Source organism: Acinetobacter sp. IK31 (genome assembly GCF_035615195.1).
In the GTDB taxonomy this organism is placed as follows: Bacteria; Pseudomonadota; Gammaproteobacteria; order Pseudomonadales; family Moraxellaceae; genus Acinetobacter; species Acinetobacter calcoaceticus_C.
Genome location: NZ_JANBOB010000001.1, coordinates 45,630 through 71,543, shown reverse-complemented (window position 1 = coordinate 71,543; position 25,914 = coordinate 45,630). Strand labels below are relative to the sequence as shown.

17 protein-coding genes are annotated in these 25,914 nt (G+C 42.9%); 14 read left to right on the top strand and 3 right to left on the bottom strand.

All coding sequences use genetic code 11. The annotated features are described in order from the left end of the window. Positions 1–2: 2 nt before the first annotated feature. Positions 3–884 (bottom strand): LysR family transcriptional regulator, encoded by an 882-nt coding sequence (locus tag MSG66_RS00345; protein ID WP_324651384.1) that lies wholly within the window; start codon positions 882–884, stop codon positions 3–5. Between the two features lie 166 nt (positions 885–1,050). On the opposite strand from MSG66_RS00345, the gene MSG66_RS00340 reads away from it, so the two are divergent. The 7 genes from MSG66_RS00340 to MSG66_RS00310 all read left to right on the top strand — a co-directional run bounded on the left by MSG66_RS00340 (position 1,051) and on the right by MSG66_RS00310 (position 9,652). Next, entirely contained in the window at positions 1,051–2,568 is a 1,518-nt protein-coding gene (locus MSG66_RS00340) for a CoA-acylating methylmalonate-semialdehyde dehydrogenase (protein ID WP_324651382.1), read from the top strand. A gap of 11 nt (positions 2,569–2,579) precedes the next feature. Further along, on the top strand, positions 2,580–3,470 hold the full coding sequence (gene mmsB / locus MSG66_RS00335; RefSeq protein WP_324651380.1) for a 3-hydroxyisobutyrate dehydrogenase: 891 nt from the start codon (positions 2,580–2,582) through the stop codon (positions 3,468–3,470). A gap of 77 nt (positions 3,471–3,547) precedes the next feature. After that, the gene (locus MSG66_RS00330; protein WP_324651378.1) at positions 3,548–5,197 is read left to right on the top strand and encodes an AMP-binding protein; all 1,650 of its coding nucleotides are present in this window, start codon (positions 3,548–3,550) and stop codon (positions 5,195–5,197) included. Between the two features lie 11 nt (positions 5,198–5,208). Continuing rightward, entirely contained in the window at positions 5,209–6,336 is a 1,128-nt protein-coding gene (locus MSG66_RS00325) for an acyl-CoA dehydrogenase family protein (protein ID WP_324651376.1), read from the top strand. Positions 6,337–6,357: 21 nt separating this feature from the next. Continuing rightward, a complete protein-coding gene (locus MSG66_RS00320) occupies positions 6,358–7,131 on the top strand; it encodes an enoyl-CoA hydratase (protein WP_045126167.1) in 774 nt (257 codons plus the stop codon). A gap of 12 nt (positions 7,132–7,143) precedes the next feature. Beyond that, complete coding sequence (locus tag MSG66_RS00315) at positions 7,144–8,169, top strand: enoyl-CoA hydratase/isomerase family protein (RefSeq protein WP_324651374.1); 1,026 nt, start codon at positions 7,144–7,146, stop codon at positions 8,167–8,169. Positions 8,170–8,290: 121 nt separating this feature from the next. Then, the gene (locus tag MSG66_RS00310; RefSeq protein WP_324651372.1) at positions 8,291–9,652 is read left to right on the top strand and encodes an MFS transporter; all 1,362 of its coding nucleotides are present in this window, start codon (positions 8,291–8,293) and stop codon (positions 9,650–9,652) included. Positions 9,653–9,801: 149 nt separating this feature from the next. Here MSG66_RS00310 and abaI read toward each other — a convergent pair whose 3' ends face one another. Both abaI and MSG66_RS00300 read right to left on the bottom strand, forming a co-directional pair. Further along, positions 9,802–10,368, bottom strand: a complete 567-nt coding sequence (abaI, locus tag MSG66_RS00305) for an acyl-homoserine-lactone synthase AbaI (RefSeq protein WP_133975923.1) — start codon at positions 10,366–10,368, stop codon at positions 9,802–9,804. A gap of 63 nt (positions 10,369–10,431) precedes the next feature. Then, the gene (locus MSG66_RS00300) at positions 10,432–10,848 is read right to left on the bottom strand and encodes a DUF4902 domain-containing protein (RefSeq protein ID WP_133975921.1); all 417 of its coding nucleotides are present in this window, start codon (positions 10,846–10,848) and stop codon (positions 10,432–10,434) included. A 633-nt stretch (positions 10,849–11,481) separates the two neighbouring features. Between MSG66_RS00300 and abaR the strand changes: the two genes are divergently transcribed. From abaR to MSG66_RS00265, 7 genes are all read left to right on the top strand, one after another. Then, entirely contained in the window at positions 11,482–12,198 is a 717-nt protein-coding gene (gene abaR, locus MSG66_RS00295; RefSeq protein WP_133975919.1) for a LuxR family transcriptional regulator AbaR, read from the top strand. Between the two features lie 822 nt (positions 12,199–13,020). Further along, positions 13,021–14,910 (top strand): fatty acyl-AMP ligase, encoded by a 1,890-nt coding sequence (locus MSG66_RS00290; protein WP_324651368.1) that lies wholly within the window; start codon positions 13,021–13,023, stop codon positions 14,908–14,910. 50 nt (positions 14,911–14,960) lie between these two features. After that, positions 14,961–16,736, top strand: coding sequence for an acyl-CoA dehydrogenase (locus MSG66_RS00285; RefSeq protein WP_324651532.1), 1,776 nt, complete (start codon positions 14,961–14,963; stop codon positions 16,734–16,736). Next, positions 16,733–16,993, top strand: coding sequence for an acyl carrier protein (locus MSG66_RS00280; RefSeq protein ID WP_324651366.1), 261 nt, complete (start codon positions 16,733–16,735; stop codon positions 16,991–16,993). Before MSG66_RS00285 ends, MSG66_RS00280 begins: the two co-directional genes overlap by 4 nt. Continuing rightward, positions 16,990–20,949 (top strand): amino acid adenylation domain-containing protein, encoded by a 3,960-nt coding sequence (locus tag MSG66_RS00275; protein ID WP_324651364.1) that lies wholly within the window; start codon positions 16,990–16,992, stop codon positions 20,947–20,949. Before MSG66_RS00280 ends, MSG66_RS00275 begins: the two co-directional genes overlap by 4 nt. Before the next feature lie 24 nt (positions 20,950–20,973). Then, entirely contained in the window at positions 20,974–24,615 is a 3,642-nt protein-coding gene (locus tag MSG66_RS00270; protein WP_324651362.1) for an outer membrane lipoprotein-sorting protein, read from the top strand. After that, positions 24,612–25,886 carry a porin gene (locus MSG66_RS00265; protein ID WP_324651360.1) on the top strand — a complete coding sequence of 425 codons (1,275 nt, stop codon included), beginning with the start codon at positions 24,612–24,614 and terminating at the stop codon, positions 25,884–25,886. Before MSG66_RS00270 ends, MSG66_RS00265 begins: the two co-directional genes overlap by 4 nt. Positions 25,887–25,914 lie beyond the last annotated feature (28 nt).

Genomic DNA, 25,914 nt, shown 5'->3' with positions numbered 1-25,914 from the left:
TTTTAATCAACCAGTAAATGTTGATATTGATCGGCTTGCTTACGCAAATAATCCCAAACCAGTTTAATGCGTGGTTCATGTTGTAAATCAACAAAGGTTAGCATCCAGAAGGTATGGGTAAAGCGAACTTGCTGTTCTAAAACGACGTCAAGTTCTGGTTTATCATCTGCTAAAAACTTGGGCAAAATCGCAAGCCCTGCGCCAGCACTCACCGCAATTTGTTGGGCCAAAATACTACTACTACGGAAATTTGCATTGAGCTTTAAGGGCAAGCGTTCTAAACAGTACAACTCAGGGCTATACACCAGATCATCAATATAATTCACGAAGCGGTGTTGGGTTAAATCTTCTAAACCGCGAATAGGCGGGTTTTGAGCCAGATAGTTTTGGCTGCCATAAATTTTTAAGCAATAGTCCGATAACCGCGTAATGATATAGGGCCCAGAAGTGGGACGGTCAATTGACACCACAATGTCGGCTTCACGGTGCGAGAGCTTAATCATTTTTGGCACTGGAATCAGGTCGATGGTAAGCAGTGGATACTGGATGGAGAACTCAGCCAGTAAGCGGGCTAAAAATGCGGTACCAAAACCTTCGGGTGTGCCAATTCGCACACGACCTTGTAAAGGTTGATGTGGTTTTTCAATTTGTAAGAAAGCTTGTTCCATTTGCTCAACTCGAGGAACAAGTGCCATCCCTTCGAGTGTCAGTTCATAACCAGTTGCTTCACGCTTAAAGAGCGTTGTACCTAAAGCAAGTTCTAGCGCCTGAATCCGCCTAGCAACCGTACTATGCTCTACCCCAATAATACGCGCAGCATTGGTTAGAGTTTTAGTGCGAGCTAAAACCAGAAAAAAATGTAGATGATCCCAATCCACTTTCATTTTTATTGTCATCCTTGTGCATATTTGCACATCAATCGTGCATGAATTTGCGTTGGTGGTCAAAGCTTTCTTTGCTAGTCTCAATTGAAACTGGAATAAAGAAAATATGATTAAAAAGTATTTTCTAATAATTGAACACAATAAAAATATGGCCTACGGAGAGGTTATGAACACAATCCAAAAAATCGAATTGGAAACCGCTAAATTACTCATTAACGGAAACTTTATCGAATCTAAAACACAGGAATGGCAAGACATTGTTAACCCTGCAACTCAAGAAGTGATTGGTCGCGTACCATTTGCAACGGTTCAAGAAGTCGATGCTGCTATTCAAGCTGCACAAGATGCTTTCGCTTCTTGGCGCCAAACCCCAATTCAGGCACGTATGCGCATCATGCTTAAACTGCAAGATTTGATTCGTGCCAACATGAAGGAAATTGCGCAAGTACTGACGGCTGAACAAGGCAAAACCTTGGCAGATGCGGAAGGCGATATTCAACGTGGTTTAGAAGTGGTTGAACATGCTTGTTCAATCGGCACCTTACAAATGGGTGAATATGTCGAAGGTGTAGCGCGTGGTGTAGACACTTATACCTTGCAGCAACCTTTGGGTGTGTGTGCCGGCATTACGCCGTTTAACTTTCCAGCGATGATTCCACTGTGGATGTTCCCAATGGCGATCGTTTGTGGCAACACCTTTGTTTTAAAACCATCAGAACAAGACCCGTTATCGACCATGATGTTGGTTGAACTTGCGATTCAAGCAGGTGTTCCGGCAGGTGTGCTCAACGTTGTGCATGGCGGTAAAGAAGTGGTTGACCGTTTATGTACGCATAAAGATATTAAAGCGATTTCATTTGTGGGTTCAACTGCGGTTGGAACGCATGTTTATAACCTTGCAGGACAACATGGCAAACGTGTGCAGTCGATGATGGGTGCAAAAAACCATGTGGCTGTTATGCCAGATGCCAATAAAGAACAAACATTAAATGCCTTGGTGGGTGCAGCATTTGGTGCTGCTGGGCAACGCTGTATGGCATTGTCGGTTGCAGTCATGGTGGGTGAAAGCAAACACTGGATTCAAGAATTAGTCGAAAAAGCGAAAACTTTAAAAGTAAACGCAGGCCATGAGCCGAATACCGATATTGGCCCTGTTATTTCAAAACGTGCCAAAGCGCGTGTGCTTGATTTAATTAATAGCGGTGTTGAGCAAGGCGCAGAACTACTACTCGATGGTCGCGATGTTCAAGTTCAAGGCTATGAATCAGGCAACTTTGTAGGCGCGACGATTTTTAGTGGCGTAAATACCGACATGCGTATTTATAAAGAAGAAGTCTTTGGACCTGTACTTTCAATTATTTGCGTAGATACACTTGAGGAAGCGATTGCTTTAATCAATGCTAACCCATTTGGTAACGGTGTCGGCTTATTTACGCAAAGCGGTGCGATTGCGCGTACTTTCCAGAACTTAATTGATATTGGTCAAGTCGGCATCAATATTCCAATTCCTGTGCCAGTGCCTTTCTTTAGTTTTACTGGTTCAAGAGGTTCAAAACTTGGTGATTTGGGACCATACGGCAAACAGGCTGTGCAGTTCTATACCCAAACCAAAACTATTACCAGTCGCTGGTTTGAAGACAGCCATGAAGTTGGTGCAGTAAATACAACCATTAGTTTACGTTAAGGGGATCACGGATGAATATCGCCTTTATCGGTCTAGGGAATATGGGTGGCAGAATGGCCCAAAACCTACTTAAAGCCGGACTCAATGTTTATGGTTATGACCTCAGTGAAGTGGCGATTCAGCACTTTGCCGAGGCAGGTGGCGTGGTGTGTAACAGTCCGCAAGCAGCGGCCAAACAAGCAGATGTAGTCATTAGCATGCTACCTGCTGCCAAGCATGTTAAAGAAGTTTACTTGGGTGAAAATGGTGTATTAGAGGTGCTAAAAGCGGGTAGCTTATGCATTGATAGCAGTACCATTGACCCGCAAACCATTAAAGATATTGCCGCTGTTGCGCAGAGCAAAAATATTAAAATCTGTGATGCACCAGTTTCAGGTGGGACCATTGGTGCTCAGGCGGGAACCTTAACCTTTATGGTGGGTGCCGATGAGCAAACCTTTAACGAGGTAAAACCTGTTTTAAGCCACATGGGCAAAAATATTGTTCATTGTGGTGAGGTTGGCGCAGGTCAAATTGCCAAAATCTGCAATAACCTGATTTTGGGTATTTCAATGGCTGCCGTTGCTGAAGGTATGGCACTCGGTGTGAAGTTAGGCATTGACCCGCAAGCATTGGCAGGTGTAATTAACACCTCAAGTGGACGCTGCTGGAGTTCGGATGTGTGCAACCCATGGCCGCATATTAATGAAAATGCACCAGCGTCTCGCGGCTATCAAGACGGTTTTGCGACTCAGCTGATGCTGAAAGATTTAGGTCTTGCTGTCGAGGCCGCAGGCCAAGTTAAACAGCCAATTTTATTAGGCGGTATGGTGCAACAGCTTTATCAGCAAATGTGCATGCGTGGTAATGCCAATCTCGATTTTTCGAGCATTATTCAGCAATACCTGCCACAAGAGGCATAACGGCAAAGCCAAAGGATGGCTTTAAATACATTAAACCCTGTCGTGAATAACAACAAATCCGGACTGAGGGAAAATATATGATGGATTATCAAAATGCTGCACAGGCTTTCGATTTGGAAAGTACTGCAAAAAAAATGCTATCAAGCTCACTCGATGCATTAAATGCTTGTTATGAATGCTGTGATCGACACGCAGATGGCGACAAAATTGCACTGTATTGGCAAGGAAAAGACGGCCGAAAAGAGCAATACACATTCCGTGAATTAAAAGAGTGGTCGAGTCAGTTTGCTAACTTCTTAAAATCACAAGGTGTGAAAGCAGGTGACCGTATTTCAGGTTTATTACCAAGAACACCAGAATTGCTTGTGACTATTTTTGCGGCTTGGCGAATTGGTGCTGTTTACCAACCATTATTTACTGCGTTTGGCCCAAAGGCAATTGAGCATCGTATTCAGCTTGCACAAAGCAAGTTGGTGGTGACCGATGTAGGTAACCGCAGCAAGCTCGATGAAATTGAGAATTGTCCTCCAATTGTGACGGTTGCCGATGTGCAAGGTACTCCACTCAAAGCAGATGATTTTAATTTTTGGAATGAAGTGAAGCAGCAGTCCGATCAATGCGATTTGGTCATACGTAACATCCAAGATCCATTTTTATTGATGTTTACTTCTGGAACCACAGGGCCAGCGAAACCATTGGAAGTGCCATTAAAAGCACTGATTGCCTTTGGACGATATATGCAAGATGCGATTGGTCTAACCGAAGAAGATTCGTTCTGGAATATTGCCGATCCAGGTTGGGCTTATGGTCTGTACTATGCGATTACTGGGCCGTTATTTTTGGGCCATGCCACTTTGTTTTATGAAGGTGGTTTCAGCACAGATAGTCTATGCCAAATTGTGAAGGATTATAAAATTAACAATTTGGCAGGTGCGCCGACTGCTTACCGTATGATGATGGCGGCTGATCTAGCACAAATGGCGCCGTTAAAAGGACTGTTCCGTGTTGTTAGCAGTGCAGGTGAGCCGCTTAATCCAGAAGTAATTCGTTGGTTTAAACAAGTCCTTGATGCTCCGATTTATGACCATTACGGACAAACCGAAGTGGGCATGGTGGTGTGTAATCATCATGGTTTAAAACATGAAATACGTGCAGGTGCGGCAGGTTTCCCAAGTCCGGGCTACCGTGTTGCGATTGTTAATGAACAAGGTGAAGAGCTTCCAGAAGATACACCGGGAATTTTAGCGGTCGATATTAGCCAGTCTCCAATGATGTGGTTCGGTGGCTATAAAGAAAGCCGAAAATCTCCTTTTGTGGGTCATTACTACTTAACTGGAGATACTGCCGAGTTACATGCCGATGGCAGCATGAGCTTCGTTGGACGCAGTGATGATGTAATCACCACATCAGGTTACCGTATTGGACCTTTTGATGTAGAAAGTGCCTTACTAGAACATGATGCTGTGGTTGAAGCAGCAGTGATTGGAGTGCCTGACCCAGACCGTACCGAAGTCGTTAAGGCTTTTGTGATTTTAGCTGCGGGCGTTCAACCCTCAGATACACTTGCTGAAGAACTCAGTCAATTTGTAAAAAAACGACTTTCTGCACATGCCTACCCACGTTTAGTTGAATTTTTGAGTGAATTACCTAAAACTCCAAGTGGTAAAATTCAGCGCTTTTTACTGCGTAATCAGGAAATTGCTAAACAACAAGCTAAAGCAGGGTAAAGGAAATAACAATGCAATTTACCGAAGAACAATTACTTATTCGTGATATGGCGAAAAGTTTCGCCCAAGAACAAATCAAACCTAATGCCAGCGATTGGGATCGAGACGGAACCTTCCCGAAAGAAACCTTGGCTCAAATGGGGCAACTTGGTTTTATGGGGATGCTTGTTTCAGAGCAATGGGGCGGTTCAGACACGGGCAATTTAGCCTATGTATTGGCACTCGAAGAAGTTGCCGCAGCCGATGGCGCAACCTCGACTATTATGAGTGTACATAACTCGGTTGGCTGTGTACCTATTTTAAAATTTGGTACTGACGAGCAAAAAGAGCGGTTTTTAAAACCTTTGGCACAAGGTGAAATGATCGGTGCTTTTGCCCTAACTGAACCACATACTGGCTCAGATGCAGCAGCTCTTAAAACTCGTGCGGTTAAAGATGGCGATGATTACATTTTAAATGGCGCTAAGCAGTTTATTACCTCCGGCAACAATGCTGGCGTGATTATTGTGTTTGCAGTCACTGACCCAAGTGCAGGTAAAAAGGGGATTAGTGCCTTTTTAGTCCCACGCGAAACACCGGGTTACGAAGTAATTCGTGTTGAAGAAAAACTAGGCCTACATGCTTCAGATACCTGCCAGATTGCACTGACAGATGTGCGCATTCATAAAAGCTTAATGCTGGGCAAAGAAGGTGAAGGTTTAAAAATTGCACTTGCCAATTTAGAAGGTGGCCGTATTGGTATTGCTGCACAAGCGGTAGGTTTGGCACGTGCTGCGCTGGAAGAAGCGACCCACTATGCCAAAGAGCGTATCACTTTTGGCAAACCAATCTTTGAGCACCAAGCAATTGCATTTCGCCTTGCTAGTATGGCAACCGAAATTGAAGCAGCCCGACAACTGGTTCACTACGCTGCACGTTTAAAAGAAGCAGGTCAACCGTGTCTCAACGAAGCTTCAATGGCCAAGTTATTTGCTTCAGAAATGACTGAACGTGTGTGTTCGAGCGCCTTACAAGTGTTTGGTGGCTATGGTTATCTCAAAGACTTCCCAATTGAACGTATCTATCGTGATGCCCGTATTTGTCAAATTTACGAAGGCACGAGTGATATTCAACGTTTAGTGATTGCACGTAGTCTATAAAACCAGAACAAGGAATAAATGATGCAGTGGCAAAGTATTTTATTAGAAAAGCGTAATGGGGTTGGACTGATTACTTTAAATCGCCCTCAAGCGCTCAATGCCTTAAACAGTGAATTAATTAGTGAAATTAATCAGGCATTAGATCAGCTCGAAAAAGATCGTGAAATTGGCTGCATGGTGTTGGCAGGCTCAGAAAAAGCTTTTGCTGCTGGTGCAGACATTAAAGAAATGGCTGATTTGGTATTTCCAGATATTTATTTTGATGATTTTTTTCATCTTGCAGACCGTATTGCACAGCGCCGTAAACCTTTAATTGCAGCAGTCAGTGGTTATGCGTTGGGCGGCGGCTGTGAATTGGCACTCATGTGTGACTTTATCTATTGTGCCGATAACGCCAAGTTTGGCTTACCCGAAGTTACTTTAGGTGTAATTCCGGGTATTGGTGGTACACAACGCTTAACTCATGCGATTGGTAAAGCCAAAGCAATGGAAATGTGCTTTACCGCTCGTCAAATGGGTGCAGTTGAAGCAGAGCAAAGTGGTTTGGTTGCACGCGTTTTTAGCAAAGAAGAGTTACTTGAACAAACCCTACAAGCAGCAGAAAAAATTGCAGCACGATCTTTAACTGCAAACATGATGCTCAAAGAAACCATTAACCGAGCTTATGAAGTGAATCTCACCGAAGGTTTACGCTTTGAGCGACGTATGTTCCATTCAATTTTTGCGACATCTGACCAAAAAGAAGGAATGCAGGCTTTCGTTGAAAAACGCCAGCCAAATTTTAAAAATCAATAAGAGATCAATAAAATGAATACAGAAAATCACTTAATGATTGAGCAAAACGGTAAGTTGGGCGTTATTACCTTAGACCGTGTGACTCATCTCAATGCATTGTCGCTAGATATGATTGAAGGCATTGGTGCCCAATTGGAACTGTGGCGAAATGATAACGCTGTTCAAGCTATTTTAATCAAATCAAATAGTCCCAAAGCCTTCTGTGCAGGTGGAGATATCCGCTATCTCTACGACAGTTATAAAAATGGCACGGCTGATTATAAAGGCTATTTTAGTGCCGAATATAAAATGCTGACCACGCTGCGTGAATATGAAAAGCCGGTCATCGTTGTGCTTGATGGCTATGTATTAGGTGGTGGTTTTGGTTTAGCTCAGGCTTGTCACATTGTGGTGAGCAGTGAAAAATCCAGATTTGCCATGCCTGAAACAGCGATTGGTTTTTTCCCAGACGTTGGGGCAACACACTTCCTGTCTCGACTTGATGATATCGGCGTTTATATGGCAATTACGGGTGAGCAGATCAGCAGTAGCGATGCGCTTTATCTCGATTTAATTGACTACCATGTGCCAAGCGAGCTGTTACAAGCATTGCAAGAAGCACTTGTTGATACACCAAGTTTAAGTAAAGAAGGAATTGAGCAAATCATTACCCGATTTATTACTCGTCCTGCCGAAAGTGAATTAAAGCAACTAGCCGAAGGCATTCGTAAACATTTCGGTTTTCAGCATTTAGATGAAATTGAACAAAGTCTTGAAAATGAAAAAGATGAAAGCTTAAAAACTTGGACTAGCAAGATGCTCAGCATTTTGCAGCAACGTTCATTTATTGCCAAACAAACGAGTTTGAAGCTGCAACATTTAGGCCGTGGGCTCTCTTTGCAGCAGTGTATGCAGCTTGAGCGTGATTTACAGGATATCTGGTTTGAGCATGGTGACTTTATTGAGGGCGTTCGTGCGCTCATTGTCGATAAAGACAAACAACCGCAGTGGCAAGAACGTAATCCGGAGCTAGAGCAAATTTTAGAAAAGCTAAGCTAAGCCCGCATTACAACAATATAAAAAGCTTAAGGAGATAAAGCGAGACCTGAAAATGCTTATGGTCAGGGCTGGTCATAAGCATAAAAAAGACAAAACAAGAAAATCTAAAAAGGAAATTGCGATGCAAACAATACAAGGAAACGGTTCACATTCTAAAAAGTCGTCACATCGACTAGCAGGCATCTCTAGTATGGTCGGCACTACCATTGAATGGTATGACTTCTTTATTTATGGCGCAGCAGCAGCTCTCATCTTTAATAAATTATTTTTCCCCAATCTGGATGCACTTACAGGTGTACTTGCTGCATTTGCAACTTATGCCGTTGGCTTTATTGGGCGACCATTAGGTGGTTTAGTGTTTGGTCATTTTGGTGACAAAATTGGCCGTAAGTCGATGTTGTTACTAACGCTCATGTTAATGGGGATTCCGACGGTTCTCATTGGCTTATTACCAACTTACGAGTCAATTGGTTACTGGGCGGCCATAGGTTTGGTCGTCTTGCGATTCATTCAAGGTATGGCAATGGGCGGTGAATGGGGCGGTGCAGTGCTGATGGCCGTTGAACATGCACCTGAAGGCGGTAAGGGTTTTTGGGGAAGTTTGCCTCAAGCCAGTACGGGTGGTGGCTTAATGCTGGCCTCAATCGCACTAGGACTGGTGTCGTTATTACCTGAAGAAGCATTGTTTAGCTGGGGTTGGCGTTTACCATTTCTTGCCAGCATTATTTTACTGGCAGTAGGTTGGTACATTCGAGTGAAAGTGCCTGAGTCCCCAGATTTTGAGAAAGTAAAACAGCAGTCTGAAGAAGTCAAAGTTCCTGCCTTACAAGTTTTTAAAAATCATCCGAAGCAACTCATCACGATTATTTTGGCGCGCGCTGCCGAGAATGCATGGTTCTATATTGCCTCAACTTTTACATTGGCTTACACCACTGCCCAACTTGGGATTCCACGCCAAGACATTTTGTTTGCCACCATTTGCGGTGCAATAGTCATTCTATTTATGACACCATTCTGCGGACATTTGTCAGATAAAGTGGGTCAACGCAATATGTTTATGTTTGGGTTATGCGTATTGGCACTTTATTGCTATCCATTTTTTACCATGCTCAACACAAAAGATCCGGTATTGGTCTGGACGGCAATTGTTTTAGCGATTGGTGTGGTCTTTCCAATTATGTATGCCCCACAAGCTCAGCTTTTTGCACGTCAATTTCCGGCAGAAATCCGTTATAGCGGAATCTCAATTTCGGTACAGCTAGCTGGAGTGCTCGGTGGTGGTTTAGCACCGTTAATTGCGACGAAGCTTTTAAGTATCGGGCATGGTAATCCTTACTTAATTATGATTTATATTGGATCTATGGCTATCGTTGCGATTATATCGACTTCATTTATGCCACGTGATTGGAGTACTAAAACTGATGAGGCTTATCATAAGAAAACAGAATTAAATTTGAAAACCAAAATTACTGAGCATTCTTAATATTAAGTTTAATGCTTTAAATAGAAAAAAGCCCTAATCGTTTGATTAGGGCTTTTAAATTTTAGCGAGGGAAACGAGACTCGAACTCATGACCCTCATCTTTATAATTTTACAATGTCACTAAGATTTTTAGACTTTGATTTAGCCAACTAAACTTCAATTAAGCATGCAAACATAGCATATCCGTCGATAACCATGGGCGGACCTGCACGATGAGCACGAAAACCCGCAGCACGTAATAACCGCTCTACACCAAGAGGTGAGGTCGTAATGAGTTGTTTTGCGCCTTGTTCTCTTGCAAAGTTGATCGCTTCTTGCAGAATTGCAATAGAGACTGGGGATGACACTGCTTGATTAGCAGAGGAAGGTGGATTCGAAAAATCTACGGCTGAAAATCTTGATAATTCCCAAATTTCTGGTGAGCAAGGAATAGGCATTCCATTCATTAATTGAGGAAATACTTCACCGAGTAAATAGGGTTGAGTCGTGGGTAGTAGTCTGGCACAGCCAATAATATTGGATTCTCTATCTTGGGCGACGACATAAGCTGTATCGACTTTATCAAATTGATCTAGTTCTTCATTATGTGGACAGTTCAACTCCCACCCTAAGTGTTCAACAAATACCCTGTAGCGGTAACTTTTAAATTTGGTATATAAGCCTTCTGAAAAATTGTTTTGAAATCCAGCAATAATATTCATTACAAGTGCTTCCACTTATTTTTCAGGCGACTTTACTTGACAGCTGGAAAGGTGGTAACTGTAAGAATTAACAGGTTTCTAAGAGAAATTTAGACTTAATTTAGTCTTTGTCTGCGTTGTATTAATTTGAGCATAAATGAACTGTTCCCAAAACAAAGTATCTATTTTTTTCTCGATTAATGTTTCAGTCACATCACATCCAATATCTGTACCAGATACATCAACAATCATGATATTGCTTCGAGATAGCCCAATTCGTTTTAAGCTCGTGATGCCATTTTGCTCAACGAACTCCCAGTCCCATCCGGTACTTAAAGCTGGGGTCAGTGATGTTGCCCATTCAGTAAACCCATAATATAGAATTTGAGAATCTTCAATTTGTGTTGATTCAACAGTAGATATGAGGTGTTGGAGGGGGTAATTCATAAGCTGGTTTTCATTCATCCGAATAAAACCATCAGTTGAGATTGAGAAATGGGTGGGGATTGTGACCATGCTACCTGTTCAAGTGACTTGAATTACAGTTCTATAGATAAATAACATAAATTATTGCCAACAAAATACTGTTATGTTTTACAGGTCAGTCGTAATCTGGTGGTACACAACGTTAAGTTGTTCTTTAGAAAGTATTTCAGGTAGTGAGGTTTACTTATACACAAATTGAGCATTCTGTAGCATCAATATGAGAATTACTCGTTTCAAAAGTATGAAGAGGATAAATTCGGCATGTACATTGTAAATAATATCTATCCTTATTATTAAAAAATATTTTGAGATCATTATAATTATTCTACGCTGCACCTAATAATAAATAGAAAACTTATACGGAGTGTATTGTTAGTAAAGGTTATTATTTAGTTAAATTAATAGAAATATACAAATAAGGATAAATAATAGACTTCTTTTGAAAGTAAAAAATACTCATTTTTGGAATAAAATGCGTCCTTTATATTTGAGAATTTCAAGCATAATTAACATATGCAATATAACAACCTTAAAAAGCTTTCTGAAACTAGTTTATCCGAAGAATTTACCACCCTCTCAGGCTCAAAAATGTTGTTAATTGGATTATAAATTCACCATATGCAACTAAAAAAATGATTTATGAATAAGGTCTAATAAGAGTAAATGGAAAATTGGCAAGAGGATTTACTATCAGCATCTCTGATGGTAAAAAATGAATATCAGCTATTTGAGGTCGTCAAATCTACAGCTTTAAAGCTCGGATTTGATTATTGTGCTTATGGTATGCAGGCACCATTATCTATTGCTGAACCAAAAACGATTATGTTGAATAATTATCCAGAAGCATGGCAGAAGCGTTATGTTAAACAGCAATATGTAGTAGTAGATCCAACCGTACAGCATTGTATGCTGTCACTTCAACCTCTTGTCTGGTCGAGCCAATCTGCGAACACTCAATCTCAAAAAGATTTTTGGGAAGAGGCGCGTTCTTATGGTTTAAATGTCGGTTGGGCACAGTCAAGCCGTGACTTTATTGGTACAAGGGGGATGTTAACACTAGCAAGATCCACTGACCAATTATCAGAAAAAGAGCAGAAAGCTCAATATACAAATATGTATTGGCTGTCCCAGACAGTGCATTCCAGCATTGCTAAAATTGTGAATGACGCAGAATTTGCTCAGTTTAATCTTTATTTAACGAAGCGGGAAAAAGAGGTTCTGCGTTGGACGGCGGAAGGTAAAACGTCAGCAGAGATTGCGCAGATTCTCGGGGTGGCTGAAAGAACCATAAATTTTCATCTTGGAAATTCAATGCAGAAGCTAAATGTGAATAATAAAATTTCAGCAGCTATTCGAGCCGTAATGTTGGGGATTTTATAGAGGTAGATATATAAACAATAGAGAAGTTTAATATTGGATTTTAATAAAATAAATTATTATTAGATATATATTTAAAATAAAATTAATTATTTGAATTTGGTTTTAATTAAAATTAATTTTGTATAAAAATAATTTATAATAAGTTTTTAATTTTTGTTTAATTTAATAATTTTATTTTTCTAATATTGAAATGTTGTTGATAAAAATATTTTTTAATTAATAATTTTGCTGTAGGATTTATATTTTATATATAACTTATAGGTCAAGCAATGTGGTTTGTAGGTTTATATATTAGTTTCGTTTCTATACATAAGTTTAAGCTATTCAGATGTAATTTAAAGCAAGATTCTTTAGGAGTTTTATCCTTGTAAGCAAAGGCTATTAAGGAATTTCACCTGAATTATTTTTTGCCATTAAGGAAAGAAAACATACAGTAAATTAGATTTTAAATAAAAAATCTAGAGTCAAGTTATTAATAAGATAAGAATACAAATAGAGCTTATATTTGGCATACTAAAAATCTTAGTAAATATTATAAAAATAGAGAAATTGAGTTTGAAATTTAATTTAATAGCTAATATTCATAATATTAAACCGAATAAAAATAATTTATGAAAGATATCTAGTACCTTAATTTTCAATAAAAACAGATCAACCTGTAAACCCTTACAGGTGTAATAAAAGACACTAGCACATAAAATATAATGTGAATTTATATTTTAAACAAAAAAAGTATATTCATTTTATTAAAAGCCCCCGCTAAAAAGGTAATTTCTGAATCAGCGAGTTTTAAGGGTGAATTATAATTAATCGGAGTAAGTTATGGCTGTAATGTGTACGGATAATATCATTGCAACTTTGGAGTCCCACGCAAATTTAAATGGAAGCAAGATTGCTTTTGAATATTTGGGACGACAATCTGGTGGTATTCAATCTCTGACGTATGCAGATCTGAACATGCGGGTTCAACATCAAGCTCAAGTATTGATGAACCTTGTAGACAGTGGCGATCGTGCCGTGTTGCTGTTCGAGCCTGGACTGGACTTTATCGTATCGTTCTTTGCTTGTCTGAAAGCTAAAATTATCGCAGTACCTGTCAGCTTGCCTTTTAACCGCAACGGTTTTTCTAATATTTTGAATATTATGAATGACTGTGAGCCAAAGATAGTACTCACAACTAAAAAGATTCTTGAACTATCAGGTCTTATCACATTAAAAGCTCAAAATGAAAATTTGATATTACACGCCGTTGACGCCGAATTGCAGCGCGACTTGGTGAAAAAAGATTTTCCGCACATTGTTGAAGGAGATATCTGTTTCCTTCAATACACTTCAGGGTCAACAGGTTGGCCTAAAGGTGTAATCGTCACCCATAAAAATATCATGGCAAATGAAGTCATGATTGCTGAAGCTTTTGGCACACAAGCCGATGATATCGGTCTTACATGGTTACCTGTCTATCACGACATGGGATTGATCGGCTCGGTTTTACAGACCGTGTATGTAGGTCTGACTTGCTATGTGATGTCACCGCTGGATTTTATCCGTAAACCTCTTAAGTGGCTGCAATTCATTAGTGAAAAAGGCATCACGATTAGTGGTGGACCAAACTTTGCCTATGAATTGTGTCTACATCGCATCTCGGATGAAGAAGCTGCATCGCTTGATTTGAGCCGTGTGCGTGTGCTGTTTAACGGTGCCGAGCCGATCAAGGCTAATGTCATGCAGCGCTTCATGGAAAAATTCAATACTCAGTCGAAATTGAGACTGGATACTTTCTTGCCTTGTTATGGCTTGGCAGAAGTTACGCTCTTAGTTAGTGGTGTGACTGGCCCTCTCAATGCGATTTCAATCGATCGTGAAAAGTTGAATGCCAATTTGGTGCAGACCAGCCAAGACCAGACAGCCGTGCAAGTGGTGAGCTGTGGAAAGATCTCTACACATCTTGATTGTCGTATTGTCAATCCGCATACCCGCAAAGAGGTAGGGATTGATGAAGTCGGTGAAATCTGGCTAGCAGGCGAGAGTGTCACTGCGGGTTACTGGCAGAAGCCTGAGGTCAATCAGGAAACCTTTGCTGCAACCATCCTCGATAAAGCGGATAAGCCTAGTCAAGTACATTACTTAAGAACTGGTGATATGGGCTTTGTCAAAAATGGAGACTTGTATGTGACCGGTCGCCTTAAGGATGTGATCATCATCCGTGGCAAAAACTATTACCCGCAAGATATCGAGTGCTCCGTCGAAGTGGCGCATCCTGCTGTCCGTAAAGGCTGTGTTGCAGCAGTGAATTTCGGTAATTCTGATGGCGTCACGGTTGTGCTTGAGATCAAAAAGAAGTCGATAGACAAGACACTTAATTTTGAAACCATCAGAACTCAGGTTAAAGAGCAAGTGGCAGCTGATATCGGCTTACCTGTAGAAGGTGTTTATTTGCTGCATCAAGGTCGGATAAACAAGACCACTAGCGGCAAAATCAGAAGAAGAAAAATTAAAGAGCAGATCGAGCGCGGTCAACTGATCTGTTTAACTCATCCAAACCGTAGAACGGTGATGGCCCGAAACTATGTCAAGAATGGCTTAGAAGTCATGCGTGATCGTGAGCAGCGGGGGCAACTGATTCGTTATAGCTCCAATCTACTCAACTCAATGATCAAGGAACGAGAAGTGCGCGCGCTCATTTTTAATCGACTAAAAAGTGCTTTGTTTTAATCCTTACCCTTTAATCATTTGAGCAAAAACTCATGTCACTTACGTCCAATTTGCGGCAGTTTCAATCTGCTGCTCGTCTGGAGCAAATTTTAGGCTCCGTACATGATACCAATAATGATTTTTCTTGGTCCGCGGCCATCGAGCGTGATGAGAAGGAGCAATACCCTCAGCGTGCTGTTGATTTTCTGAATGCTGTGGGCATGAACCGTTTTTATGTCCCTTCAGAGCTCGGAGGTTGCATGGAAATTGGTGAAGAGTTGTTATATCTGCATCGCGTGCTGGCACGACGTGATCTAACAATTAATTCGACCTATAGCACGAATGCTTGGTCCGTGATCGTATGGATCGGCGGTAACTCTAGTCAATGCGAAAACATAGCTACCCGGATTTTGCAGGGTGCTGCACCAGCGCTGGCTTATAGCGAGAAAGCGCATGGAGCTGACCTGCTATCCAGTGACGTAACTGCACAAGCTGCCGAGAGCAAGTACATCTTAAATGGTGAAAAGTGGTCGATCAATCGTGCGACTCTAGGTGACTCTTTAAGTCTGATTGCTAAAACATCAGATGATCGTGGACCGCGTAGTCTGAGCGCATTCTGGCTTGATAAACGTTACATGGCGTCTAAAGGAACCTATAGCCTGAATCGCCTGCCAACGGTTGGTATGCGTGGGCTAGATATCAGTGGTATCGGCTTTAACAATGCTGAAATTCATAAAGATGCCCTGATCGGTGAAGAAGGTCAGGGGTTAGAGCTTGGACTCAAGACACTACAGGTGACGCGTGCATATTGCAGCAGCTTCTCTCTGGGTGCGGGCGATACGATGTTACGCATCGCAACCGAGTTTGCTATCGAGCGCGAGTTGTATAACAAAAAAGTGATTAACATTCCGCTGGTACGTGAGCAACTTGCTACAGCTTATGCCTATCTATTAGCAGCTGAGGTGTTATCACTCGTTGGTGCGCGCGGGTTACATGTCTGTATCAATCAATTCAGCACATGGTCACCGATCATCAAGGTACTGGTGCCTGAATATGTAGAGTCACTGGCCAAAATCACCTCTTCAGTGCTTGGGTCGCGGTTTTTCTTAAGAAATGCATATGCTGATGGAATGTACCAGAAAGCCTTCAGAGATCATCTGATTGTTAGTGTATTTGACGGCAGTAGTACCGTCTGTCTAGACAGTCTAAGTTTTCAGCTCAAATCTGCCAATAAAGGGCGTAGCAAAAAAGCCGACCATCTCGACCAAGCCGAAGCTAAAGCACGTTATCGCCAGTTGTATGACTTGCAGGTGGAAAACGACGCTATTGATTTCCGCAAGCTTGAGATTTTCAACCGAGATGGTGACTTGGTGATGGAGTCACTGGGAACGATCATTGAGATGCTCAACGATGCTGACGTTACAGTGGGGCTGGCTGCTGAGAACCTGTCCAAGCTACGTGAGCGTGCTGATCAGCTTCTTATCGAGCAGCGCACGCTAGATCAAAAAATTCAAGATTATTTCTCAAGTTCAGAAGCGGCTAAAGAGTTCGAAACATTACGTTTCAGCTTAGCCCGCGACTATGCCGAGCTGTTTGCCCGCATTGCTGTGCTGGGTTTCTGGGTCTTTAACCGTCGTGGCCTAAGACCTGCTTTGCAGGATGGTGCATGGCTGATCATTTTCCTAAATGCTGCTGAAGGGCAGACGTCCCCTCCAATGACATCACTGCGTGAAAGCACATTGGCAGATCTGCTAGACCGAATTTCAAACAACCATATGTTATCTGTCATCGATTTTGCACTGGCACCGCGTGATGCCAAACCGGTTAAAGAGGATATTACCCCATGAATAAAGATAAAGCTTACTGGAGCGAAATCATTCGCACGCTAGTAGCCAAAGAAATGCGTGTAGAGCCTGAGACACTTGATTCACAGAAAAAATTTACCAGTTACGGCCTTGATTCGATCGTTGCTTTGTCAGTGTCTGGAGATCTCGAGGATCTGACACAACTGGAGCTTGAGCCGACACTACTATGGGATTACCCAACAATTAATGCCTTGGCTGAATATATTGTTTCTCAGTTGCAGCAGGGAGTTGCTTCGTGAACAACCTTGTACGACTGGAACCTGCAATTCTATCGCGCCATGCGATTTCTGCAGAACAGCTCGGCATCTGGTATATCCAGCGGCTTGAGTCGACGTGTAGTGCCTACAATATGGTGGTGGCCTTTGATGTGAAGGTTAACCAGCCATTGGGCAACAAGCCGATGGAGATTCTAGAGGCAGTAATGCATGATTATCCGCTACTGCGTGTAAGCATGCCTGCCAATGATCAGGGTATTGAACAACTCATCTGGGATCGTATCTATCCTAATATTATCGTGTCTGATGCTCGCCATGTCGATGCGTCTGATTTGACACAATTAGTTGAGCAGGATACGAAGCAACCTTTTGACCTGACTCAGCCACCGCTATGGCGTATCCATTGCTATGAGCGCGGCCAGAATCACTATGTGATTGCGGTTGTGATTCATCATGCCTTAATGGATTTTTGGTCAATTGGCCTCTTGCTACGTGATGTCTGCAAACGTTTTGGGCTTGTTACAGAGTCGGATGTGGTGAACGGAATCGAGTTCGCACAGTATGCAGATAAGCAGCAGAGCACTGCGACCGATGATGCTGATGAGAGTCTAATTTTCTGGAAAAATGCGTTACAGCATGCACCACACGTGCATAGCATTCCGCTTGATTATCCACGTCCAGCTGTGCAGCAACATAAAGGCAGCTCACTGGTTTTCCGTGTGCCTGAGTCAGTGTCATCTGGTCTTGTGAGCTTGGCGAAAGATTATGAGATCACGCTATTCGGACTTGTACTATCGGGTTTCTATATTCTGCTACACAAACTATCTCATGAAAATAATCTAGTCATTGCCACACCGGTAGCTGGTCGACTTGAACGCTCTTTGCGCAATGCACTGGGGCAGTTTGTCAATACGATTGCTATTCACATGGACATCGATGCTGATCAGACTTTACGACAGTTCACACAGCAGGTGCAGGAACAATTAAGACAGAGCCTCAAGCATCAAAAAGTTGCCTTTTCCAGAGTGGTTGAGGCGGTTTCACCAAAGCGTGATGGCAGTATTAATCCATTGGCTCAGGTGGGAATGTTCTGGGAACGTCTAGGCGGCATGGATGAGTTTAAAGAACTTCTCTTACCAATCCAGACCCCAGCGACCTTGGTAGGTCAAGACCTGACGTTAGGAAGTTTTCCGGTTCGCCAGCAAGAAGGTCAATTAGATCTTACGCTGGAAATGGGCGGTGAATATCAAGGCGAACTGGTTGGCGTGCTGAAATACAACTCTGAGCTATTTTCTGCACAGTCTGCCGAGAATATGGTGCAACTGCTGCAAGCCGTATTATCAGAGATGGTGTCTCATCCTGAGCGTAAGATCGTTGAGTTAGATATCGCACCCGATTATAAGGATGGTACCCAGTTCGATGCCCTACGTGGGCAGGCTACTGATTATCCTCAACATGATCTATTAGGAATGATTCTAAAGCAGATCGATGAGCGTGGTGATCATCATGCTCTGACCTCGAAGGATCATGCGGTTAGTTATCGTGAGTTGGGTCAGCACATCGCTGGTATCGCTGAATATTTGCGTGTACATGGCGTTACTCGCGGCGATCGTGTAGGTCTGATGTTAGACCGCACGGCGTTATTGCCAGCAGCAATCCTCGGGATCTGGGCGGCAGGGGCAGCCTATGTACCACTAGATCCTAATTTCCCAAGTGAACGTTTACATAACATCATCGAAGATGCTGAACCTAAAGTCATCTTGACTCAAACCGAGTTGATGGATGCTCTCAAAGTTTCTGTACCGCGTTTGGATATCAATCAAGCTGGTGTTGTGCCCCTTGAGCAAGTGCGCGAGACGCTTGCCTTTGGTGAGACCGCTTATGTGATGTACACCTCAGGCTCGACAGGGAAGCCTAAAGGCGTGCGTATTGGGCATCCTTCAATCATCAATTTCTTACTATCTATGAATGATAGATTGCAAGTAACGACTGAGACTCAGCTGTTAGCGATCACCACTTATGCGTTTGATATTTCAATTCTTGAGTTACTGATTCCACTGATGTACGGCGGTGTGGTGCATGTTTGCCCACGTGAGGTATCACAAGATGGTAATCAATTGGTAGATTATCTAAATGCTAAGTCTATCAACGTTTTGCAGGCAACACCGGCCTCTTGGAAAATGCTCTTAGACAGCGAGTGGAGCGGCAATCTAGAGTTGACCGCACTCTGTGGAGGCGAAGCGCTAGATTCTATACTGGCAGAAAAACTGCTAGGCAAAGTCGGCTGTCTCTGGAATGTCTATGGCCCGACTGAGACCACTGTTTGGTCGAGTGCGGCTCGTATCACTGATGCAAAATATATTGCTTTAGGCGAACCACTGGCGAACACACAGCTCTATGTTCTTGATGAACAGCAACGTTTAGTCCCGCCGGGCGTCATGGGAGAGCTTTGGATTGGGGGCGATGGTCTGGCAGTCGATTACTGGCATCGACCTGAGCTGACAGATGCGCAATTTAGAACTTTGCTATCTCTACCAAATGCCGGTCGACTCTATCGCACCGGAGATAAAGTCTGTCTACATACGGATGGACATTTGACTCATCATGGACGTCTAGATTTCCAAGTTAAGATTCGTGGATTCCGTATTGAACTAGGCGAAATCGAGAATGTTCTCAAACAGATCGACGGTATCACAGACGCAGTCGTGTTGGTTAAAACGACTACCAGCAACGATCAGAAACTGGTGGCGTATGTGACTGGACATAAGATTGACATTGCTAGTCTGAAAAAGACGATGCAAATCCATCTTCCAGCTTACATGGTGCCAAATACGTTTATTACGTTGGATGAGTTTCCAATGACGGCTAACAATAAGCTAGATCGTAAAGCGTTTCCTGAGCCTGTGTTTGAGCAAAGTAACGATTATGTTGCGCCACGTGATCCGATCGAAATCGAGCTCTGTACTACCTTTGAGCAGATCCTGTCGGTCAAACGGGTTGGGATATATGATGATTTCTTCGAGTTGGGCGGGCATTCGTTGCTGGCTGTAAAGCTTATCAATCATCTCAAAAAGGTATTCAGTACCGACTTACCAGTTGCCTTGCTGGCACAGTACTCCACCGTGGAGCGTCTGGCTGAGATCATTCGTGACAATAAAGAAGTTAAACCCTCTATCGTAATCGAGCTGCGCCGCGGAACCTACGAACAGCCGCTGTGGTTGTTCCATCCGATTGGTGGCAGTACCTTCTGTTATATGGAACTCTCGCGCCATCTCAATCCGAGTCGTACTTTGCGTGCTATTCAGTCTCCTGGCCTGATAGAAGCAGATGCTGCTGAAGTAGCAATCGAAGATATGGCGACACTCTATATTGCTGAAATGCAAAAGACGCAGCCTGAGGGACCTTATTTTCTCGGTGGCTGGTGTTTTGGCGGTGCGATTGCATACGAGATCAGTCATCAGTTGCGTCTAATGGGGCAGCAGGTCACAGGTATTGTCATGATCGATACCCGTGCTCCAATCGCTGAGAATATGCCTGATGATGCTGACGATGCCATGCTTTTATCTTGGTTTGCCCGCGATCTGGCTGCGCCTTATGGCAAAAAGCTGACGATACCAGCGCAATATTTGCGTGAATTGAGTCCAGATCACATGTTTGATCATGTACTTAAAGAAGCCAAGGCCATCAATGTTCTGCCTTTAGATGCTGACCCATCAGATTTCCGACTTTACTTTGATACCTATCTAGCCAATGGCATCGCACTTCAGACCTATTTCCCAGAACCTGAAGATTTTCCGATCCTCTTGGTTAAGGCCAAAGATGAGCTGGAAGATTTTGGCGAAAGTCTAGGTTGGGACCAATTGGTCAAAGACACATTTACACAGGTGGATTTGCCTGGTGATCATTCATCGATTATGTACGCTGAGAACGTCGTGGCTGTTGCCCAGACGATTGATCAGATGTATCCAATCCCTGCATAAAAAATACAAGAAGGTAGAACCACTATGGTGACCATAGAACATGCTTTCCTCATACCGGCCGAGATTGACAAGGTTTTCAACTATCTTGCAAACCCAGCCAATGATGCAGGCTGGCAATTGTCATGTAAGCATTCTGAACTGCTAGACAATACTCCGCGTGTAGGCAGCAAGTATGAAATCGGTTTTAGCTTTATTGGTCGTGAGATGTCCTTTAAAGGTGAAATCACACATCTAGTACCGAACGAATTGTATGCGTTCAAAGTCTTGGAAGGACCTTTCCACTACACAGGTACTTATCGCTTCAAACCACATCCTGAAGGTACATGGATTGAGTGGGTGTTTGAGGCAGAGCCAGGCAGTTTTTTTGGCGTATTGCCCGCGGCATTGCTGAAAAAGATGGTTCTTGCTCAGTTCAAGAAAGATGTTGCTAATCTTGAAGCATTGGCTCAGAAGGGTGAAGCCTATGAGTCGGTTGGTAAGCAGACGCACGAAACCAATAAACCACTTCGCAAGACTCATCAGGTGATGGAACAATACTCGCGTTGGATTCTCAAACATCGCCGTATTGTGCTGACAGTGGTCATGCTCTTGACCATTGCCTTGGCCTATCTTGCATCTGGCGTCAAAATTATTATTGATCCAGATGCGCTTGCCCCTAAAGGACATCCTTATATCACCTCGACTAAGCTGATTGAAAAGAAATTCGGCTCCAAGTACATGGTGGTGATTGGTATTACGCCGAAGCAGGGTGATATTTATCAGCCGCAAGTGTTAGAAAAAGTCAAACGCATTACCGAAGAAGTTGATAATGCTCCGGGTGTGGTTCGATCTACCCTGATGAGTCTGGCTGCACGGCAGGCCAAAGGGATCACCGCCAATTCGGATGGATTTGATGCCAAGAAACTACTGCCAAACAGTTCTGTAACCGAGAGTGATGTTGATCAGCTGAAAAAATTGCTGGCACTGAACCCAATCTACATGAATTCGGTCGTATCTAAAAATCAGAAAACTGCTGCTATTTTGCTTGAGCTTGAGGAAAGTCCAGAGGGCTTCCAAAAAATGATGGCTCCGATCAATAAAATCGTAGCGGCTGAACAGTCTAAGGATATGACGATCAGTGTCGGTGGTAATCCTGTTTATTTGGATAAAGCTGAAGATTACTCTAAACGGATCAATATCTTGTTCCCGATTGCCATACTGGTCATTGGGTTATTGCACTTCGAAGCATTCCGAAGTAAGCAGGGTCTAATTTTGCCACTAGTTACAGCTTTACTGGCTGTGGCATGGGGTATGGGTATGATGGGTCTGTTCAAACAGCCAATGGATATCTTTAACTCTCCTACACCAATTCTGATTCTGGCCATTGCGGCAGGGCACGCCGTACAGTTGCTCAAGCGATATTATGAAGACTTTGATCGACTGACTGCCCAAGGTATGGAACCTAAAGCTGCGAATAGCGAAGCCGTGGTGCAATCTATGGTTCGTGTTGGTCCAGTTATGATATTGGCTGGCGGAATTGCAGCGGCTGGATTCTTCTCGCTGTTGACCTTTAATATTCCGACCATCCGTTCATTCGGTATTTTTACAGGAATCGGGATCATCAGTACGCTGATCATTGAGATGACTTTTATTCCTGTACTTCGCTCTATGCTACCACCGCCTTCGGTAACCAAGGTCGCACGCAAAGGTTTACCTATCTGGGACTGGATTCCAAAACGTATTGGCGATGTCATTTTGTCAGTTCGTCCGCGAATGATGCTAATGACTGTGATTGCAGTACTGGGTGTTTTTCTTGCTATTGGTACTAGCCGTATTGTGGTGGATAACGATAGCCGCAACTTCTTCTCGCGCGACCTACCGATGCAGCAGGATGACAGGTTTTTAAATCAGTCTCTTGGTGGTACAAACAGCCTTTACATCATGGTCGATACTAAAGTTCGTGATGGTATTGAAAATCCAGAAATCCTAAAAGCAATTGATAATACAGAGAAGTTTGCGAATTCAATTCCAGAGGTCGGTAAAACAATCTCTATCGTGGACTATATCAAGAGAATGAATCAGGCAATGAATGCCGATCAGCCACAGGCATTTCAGGTCCCTGCAACGAAAGATGTTGTTGCTCAGTATCTGCTGTTGTATTCAATGTCTGGTGAACCGACTGATTTTGAATCTTACATTGATACGACTCAGCGCTATGCCAAGATCACGATTCTGCTGAAAACAGGTAGTAATCACCGTATTAAAGAAATCCTTGAGTCGCTAAAAATGCATATGGCGGGTCAATTGGGTGATAAAGCTGTCGTGAGTTTTGGTGGTGACGTGACCCAGACCATTGCTTTGACTGAAACGATGGTTCACGGCAAGCTCATGAACATTTTACAGATTTCATTTGCCGTATTCTTTATCTCAGCGCTAGTTTTCCGTTCGCTTTCAGCGGGTTTGATTGTCCTGACACCACTTCTATTCTCAATTCTTGCGATCTTTGGTGTGATGGGCTGGCTCGACATTCCACTCAATATTCCAAACTCTCTCATCTCGGCCATGGCTGTTGGTATTGGTGCAGATTATGCCATTTATTTCCTCTATCGCTTGCGTGAAATCTTGCGCGAAGAAGGCGGGGATATCAAAGACGCCATTCGTAAAACCTTAAGTACTGCTGGTAAGGCCTCTCTTTTTGTCGCGACTGCGGTCGCTGGTGGTTACGGTGTGCTGTCCTTGTCGCAAGGCTTCCATGTGCATCAATGGCTGGCGATGTTTATTGTGATTGCGATGCTTTTCAGTGTATTTGCAACTCTAATTATGGTACCTACAATGATTCTAATCTTGAAACCTCGTTTTATCTTTCCCTCAAATAAGAAAAGCATTACCGTTGCGCAAACTGTTGTAACAAGTCTCTTGTTGGGTACGGCGCTCACAATGTCGATGCCTAAAACATCTTATGCAGATGAAGTTCAAGACATTGTTAATCGTAGTAATGATGCCTCTAAGTTTCTGAGCTCAAGTGCCAGTGCCAAGTTTGTGTTGACCTCTAAAAATGGCGAGCAACGCGTGCGTCTGACTAAAAATATGACCAAGCTTGCTGGAAATACTCAGAACAATATGCGTTTGACTGAGTTCATCTCGCCTGCAGATGTACAGGGAACCACGACGCTGTTAATTGAGAACTCAAAAGGCAGTGATAGCATGTTTGTCTATTTGCCTGCATTGAAAAAAGTACGCCGTCTGGCATCGGCGAATAAGGGCGATGCTTTTATTGGTACGGACTTTAGCTATGGTGATGTACTTGGCTATAAGCTAAGTGACTGGAAGTACACTAAGCTGGCAGATGGTAAATTTAATGGCAAAGATTGCTACATGATTGAAGCAACGCCAATCAATAATACGGTGAAGAGTGACTTTGGTTATAGCAAACGTCGCATGTGCATAATGAAAGACAACTTTGTTACAGCAACCATCGACATTTGGGATACCGCAGGTAAGCCGTTAAAGCATATTGAGTTCACGGATATCCGCCCTTATGGCAAAGTGAAACCGAGATGGCAGGCCATGAAATCTATGGCAAAGAATCTGCAAACTCAGCATATGACACAAGTTATCGTCAGTGATTTTGCCGCAGAAAAAACCTTATCTGATAAGATTTTCTCACCGCAGAGTCTTGAAAAATGACGCAAGGTACCTATTGGGTATTTGCATGCTGCAGTAGCTTTATGCTACTGCAGCATGCTTATGCAGATGACAGCGAAATTAGTTTTGTGAGCCAGAACTCAGCTAGATTTGATGTGTGGTCATCGGATCGTGATTTAAGTGCGTTAAAAAACATTGGACAAGCAAGTTTCTGGTCCAATGGTACGCTCAAGTTTAATCCAGAGTTTAAGATCCATTACGATATAAATATTGGAGACGAAACGGACCATACTGTAAACCCAGATCAGGTGAGTAAGGTAAATAGCAACTTACGCGAGTTATACGCCTCCTATAACTGGGATCAGACCGTCTATCTTGACGTTGGTCGCCAGATTGTAGTCTGGGGAAGAGCTGATGGAATCAATCCGACGGATAATCTATCACCCCGTGACTATACGCGCCTAGTGCCAGATGAGACAGATCAACGTCTTGGAAATGACGCACTCAAATTGACGTATATTCCTGAATCTGGAACCAACAAATGGACCGCATTGTGGTATCCGCGTAGTCGATCAGATGTAATTCCATTGCGCCAGATTTCTGGTGTTCAGTATGACATAGACCGTAAGAGCCGTCCTGCATTTGCAATGCGCTGGGATTATTCCGTAGATGGTCTAGATGTTGGGGCATCGTATTTCTCAGGTTTGGATCACATGCCCGATCTGTCAGTTCTTTCAGCGTCTCCAACAGGGGAGGCAACATTGCAACTGAAAAATAATCCGATGTCCGTTTATGGCTTTGATTTCAGTTATAACCATAACGATATCGTGTGGCGCGGTGAAGCTGCGTATACAAAGACAGACTCAGACGGTAGCGAAGATCTTTCACATAAGAAAAATAATTTAACTGTGGTCATGGGACCGGAATTGTCATTAAAGAACTCCACGCTGAGTTTAGTAGGCGTATACAAACATACGGAGGACTTTAGATCTGCCGACAGTCTAACAAATCCATCATTGAGTACTGTCTACCGCTATCAGCAAACAATCAGTAACCAATATGAGCAGGATCAGTATGGAGCTATGCTGCGCTATGCACTTAACTTGCTGAACGATAATCTAAAGCTGGAAGTAACGGGATTCTATTTTGCACCAGAGCCTAATGAATTGTTGAGAGTACATATTAATTACAACCTCGATGATCATTGGCAGTTGAATGCAGGTGGAGATCGCTTCTGGGGCAGAAATGATACGGTGTTAGGACAATTTAGAGATAACAGTCTGGTGTATGCCCAAGTTCGATATAATTTTTAAGATAATTCGCTCCAAATAATGCTGGAGT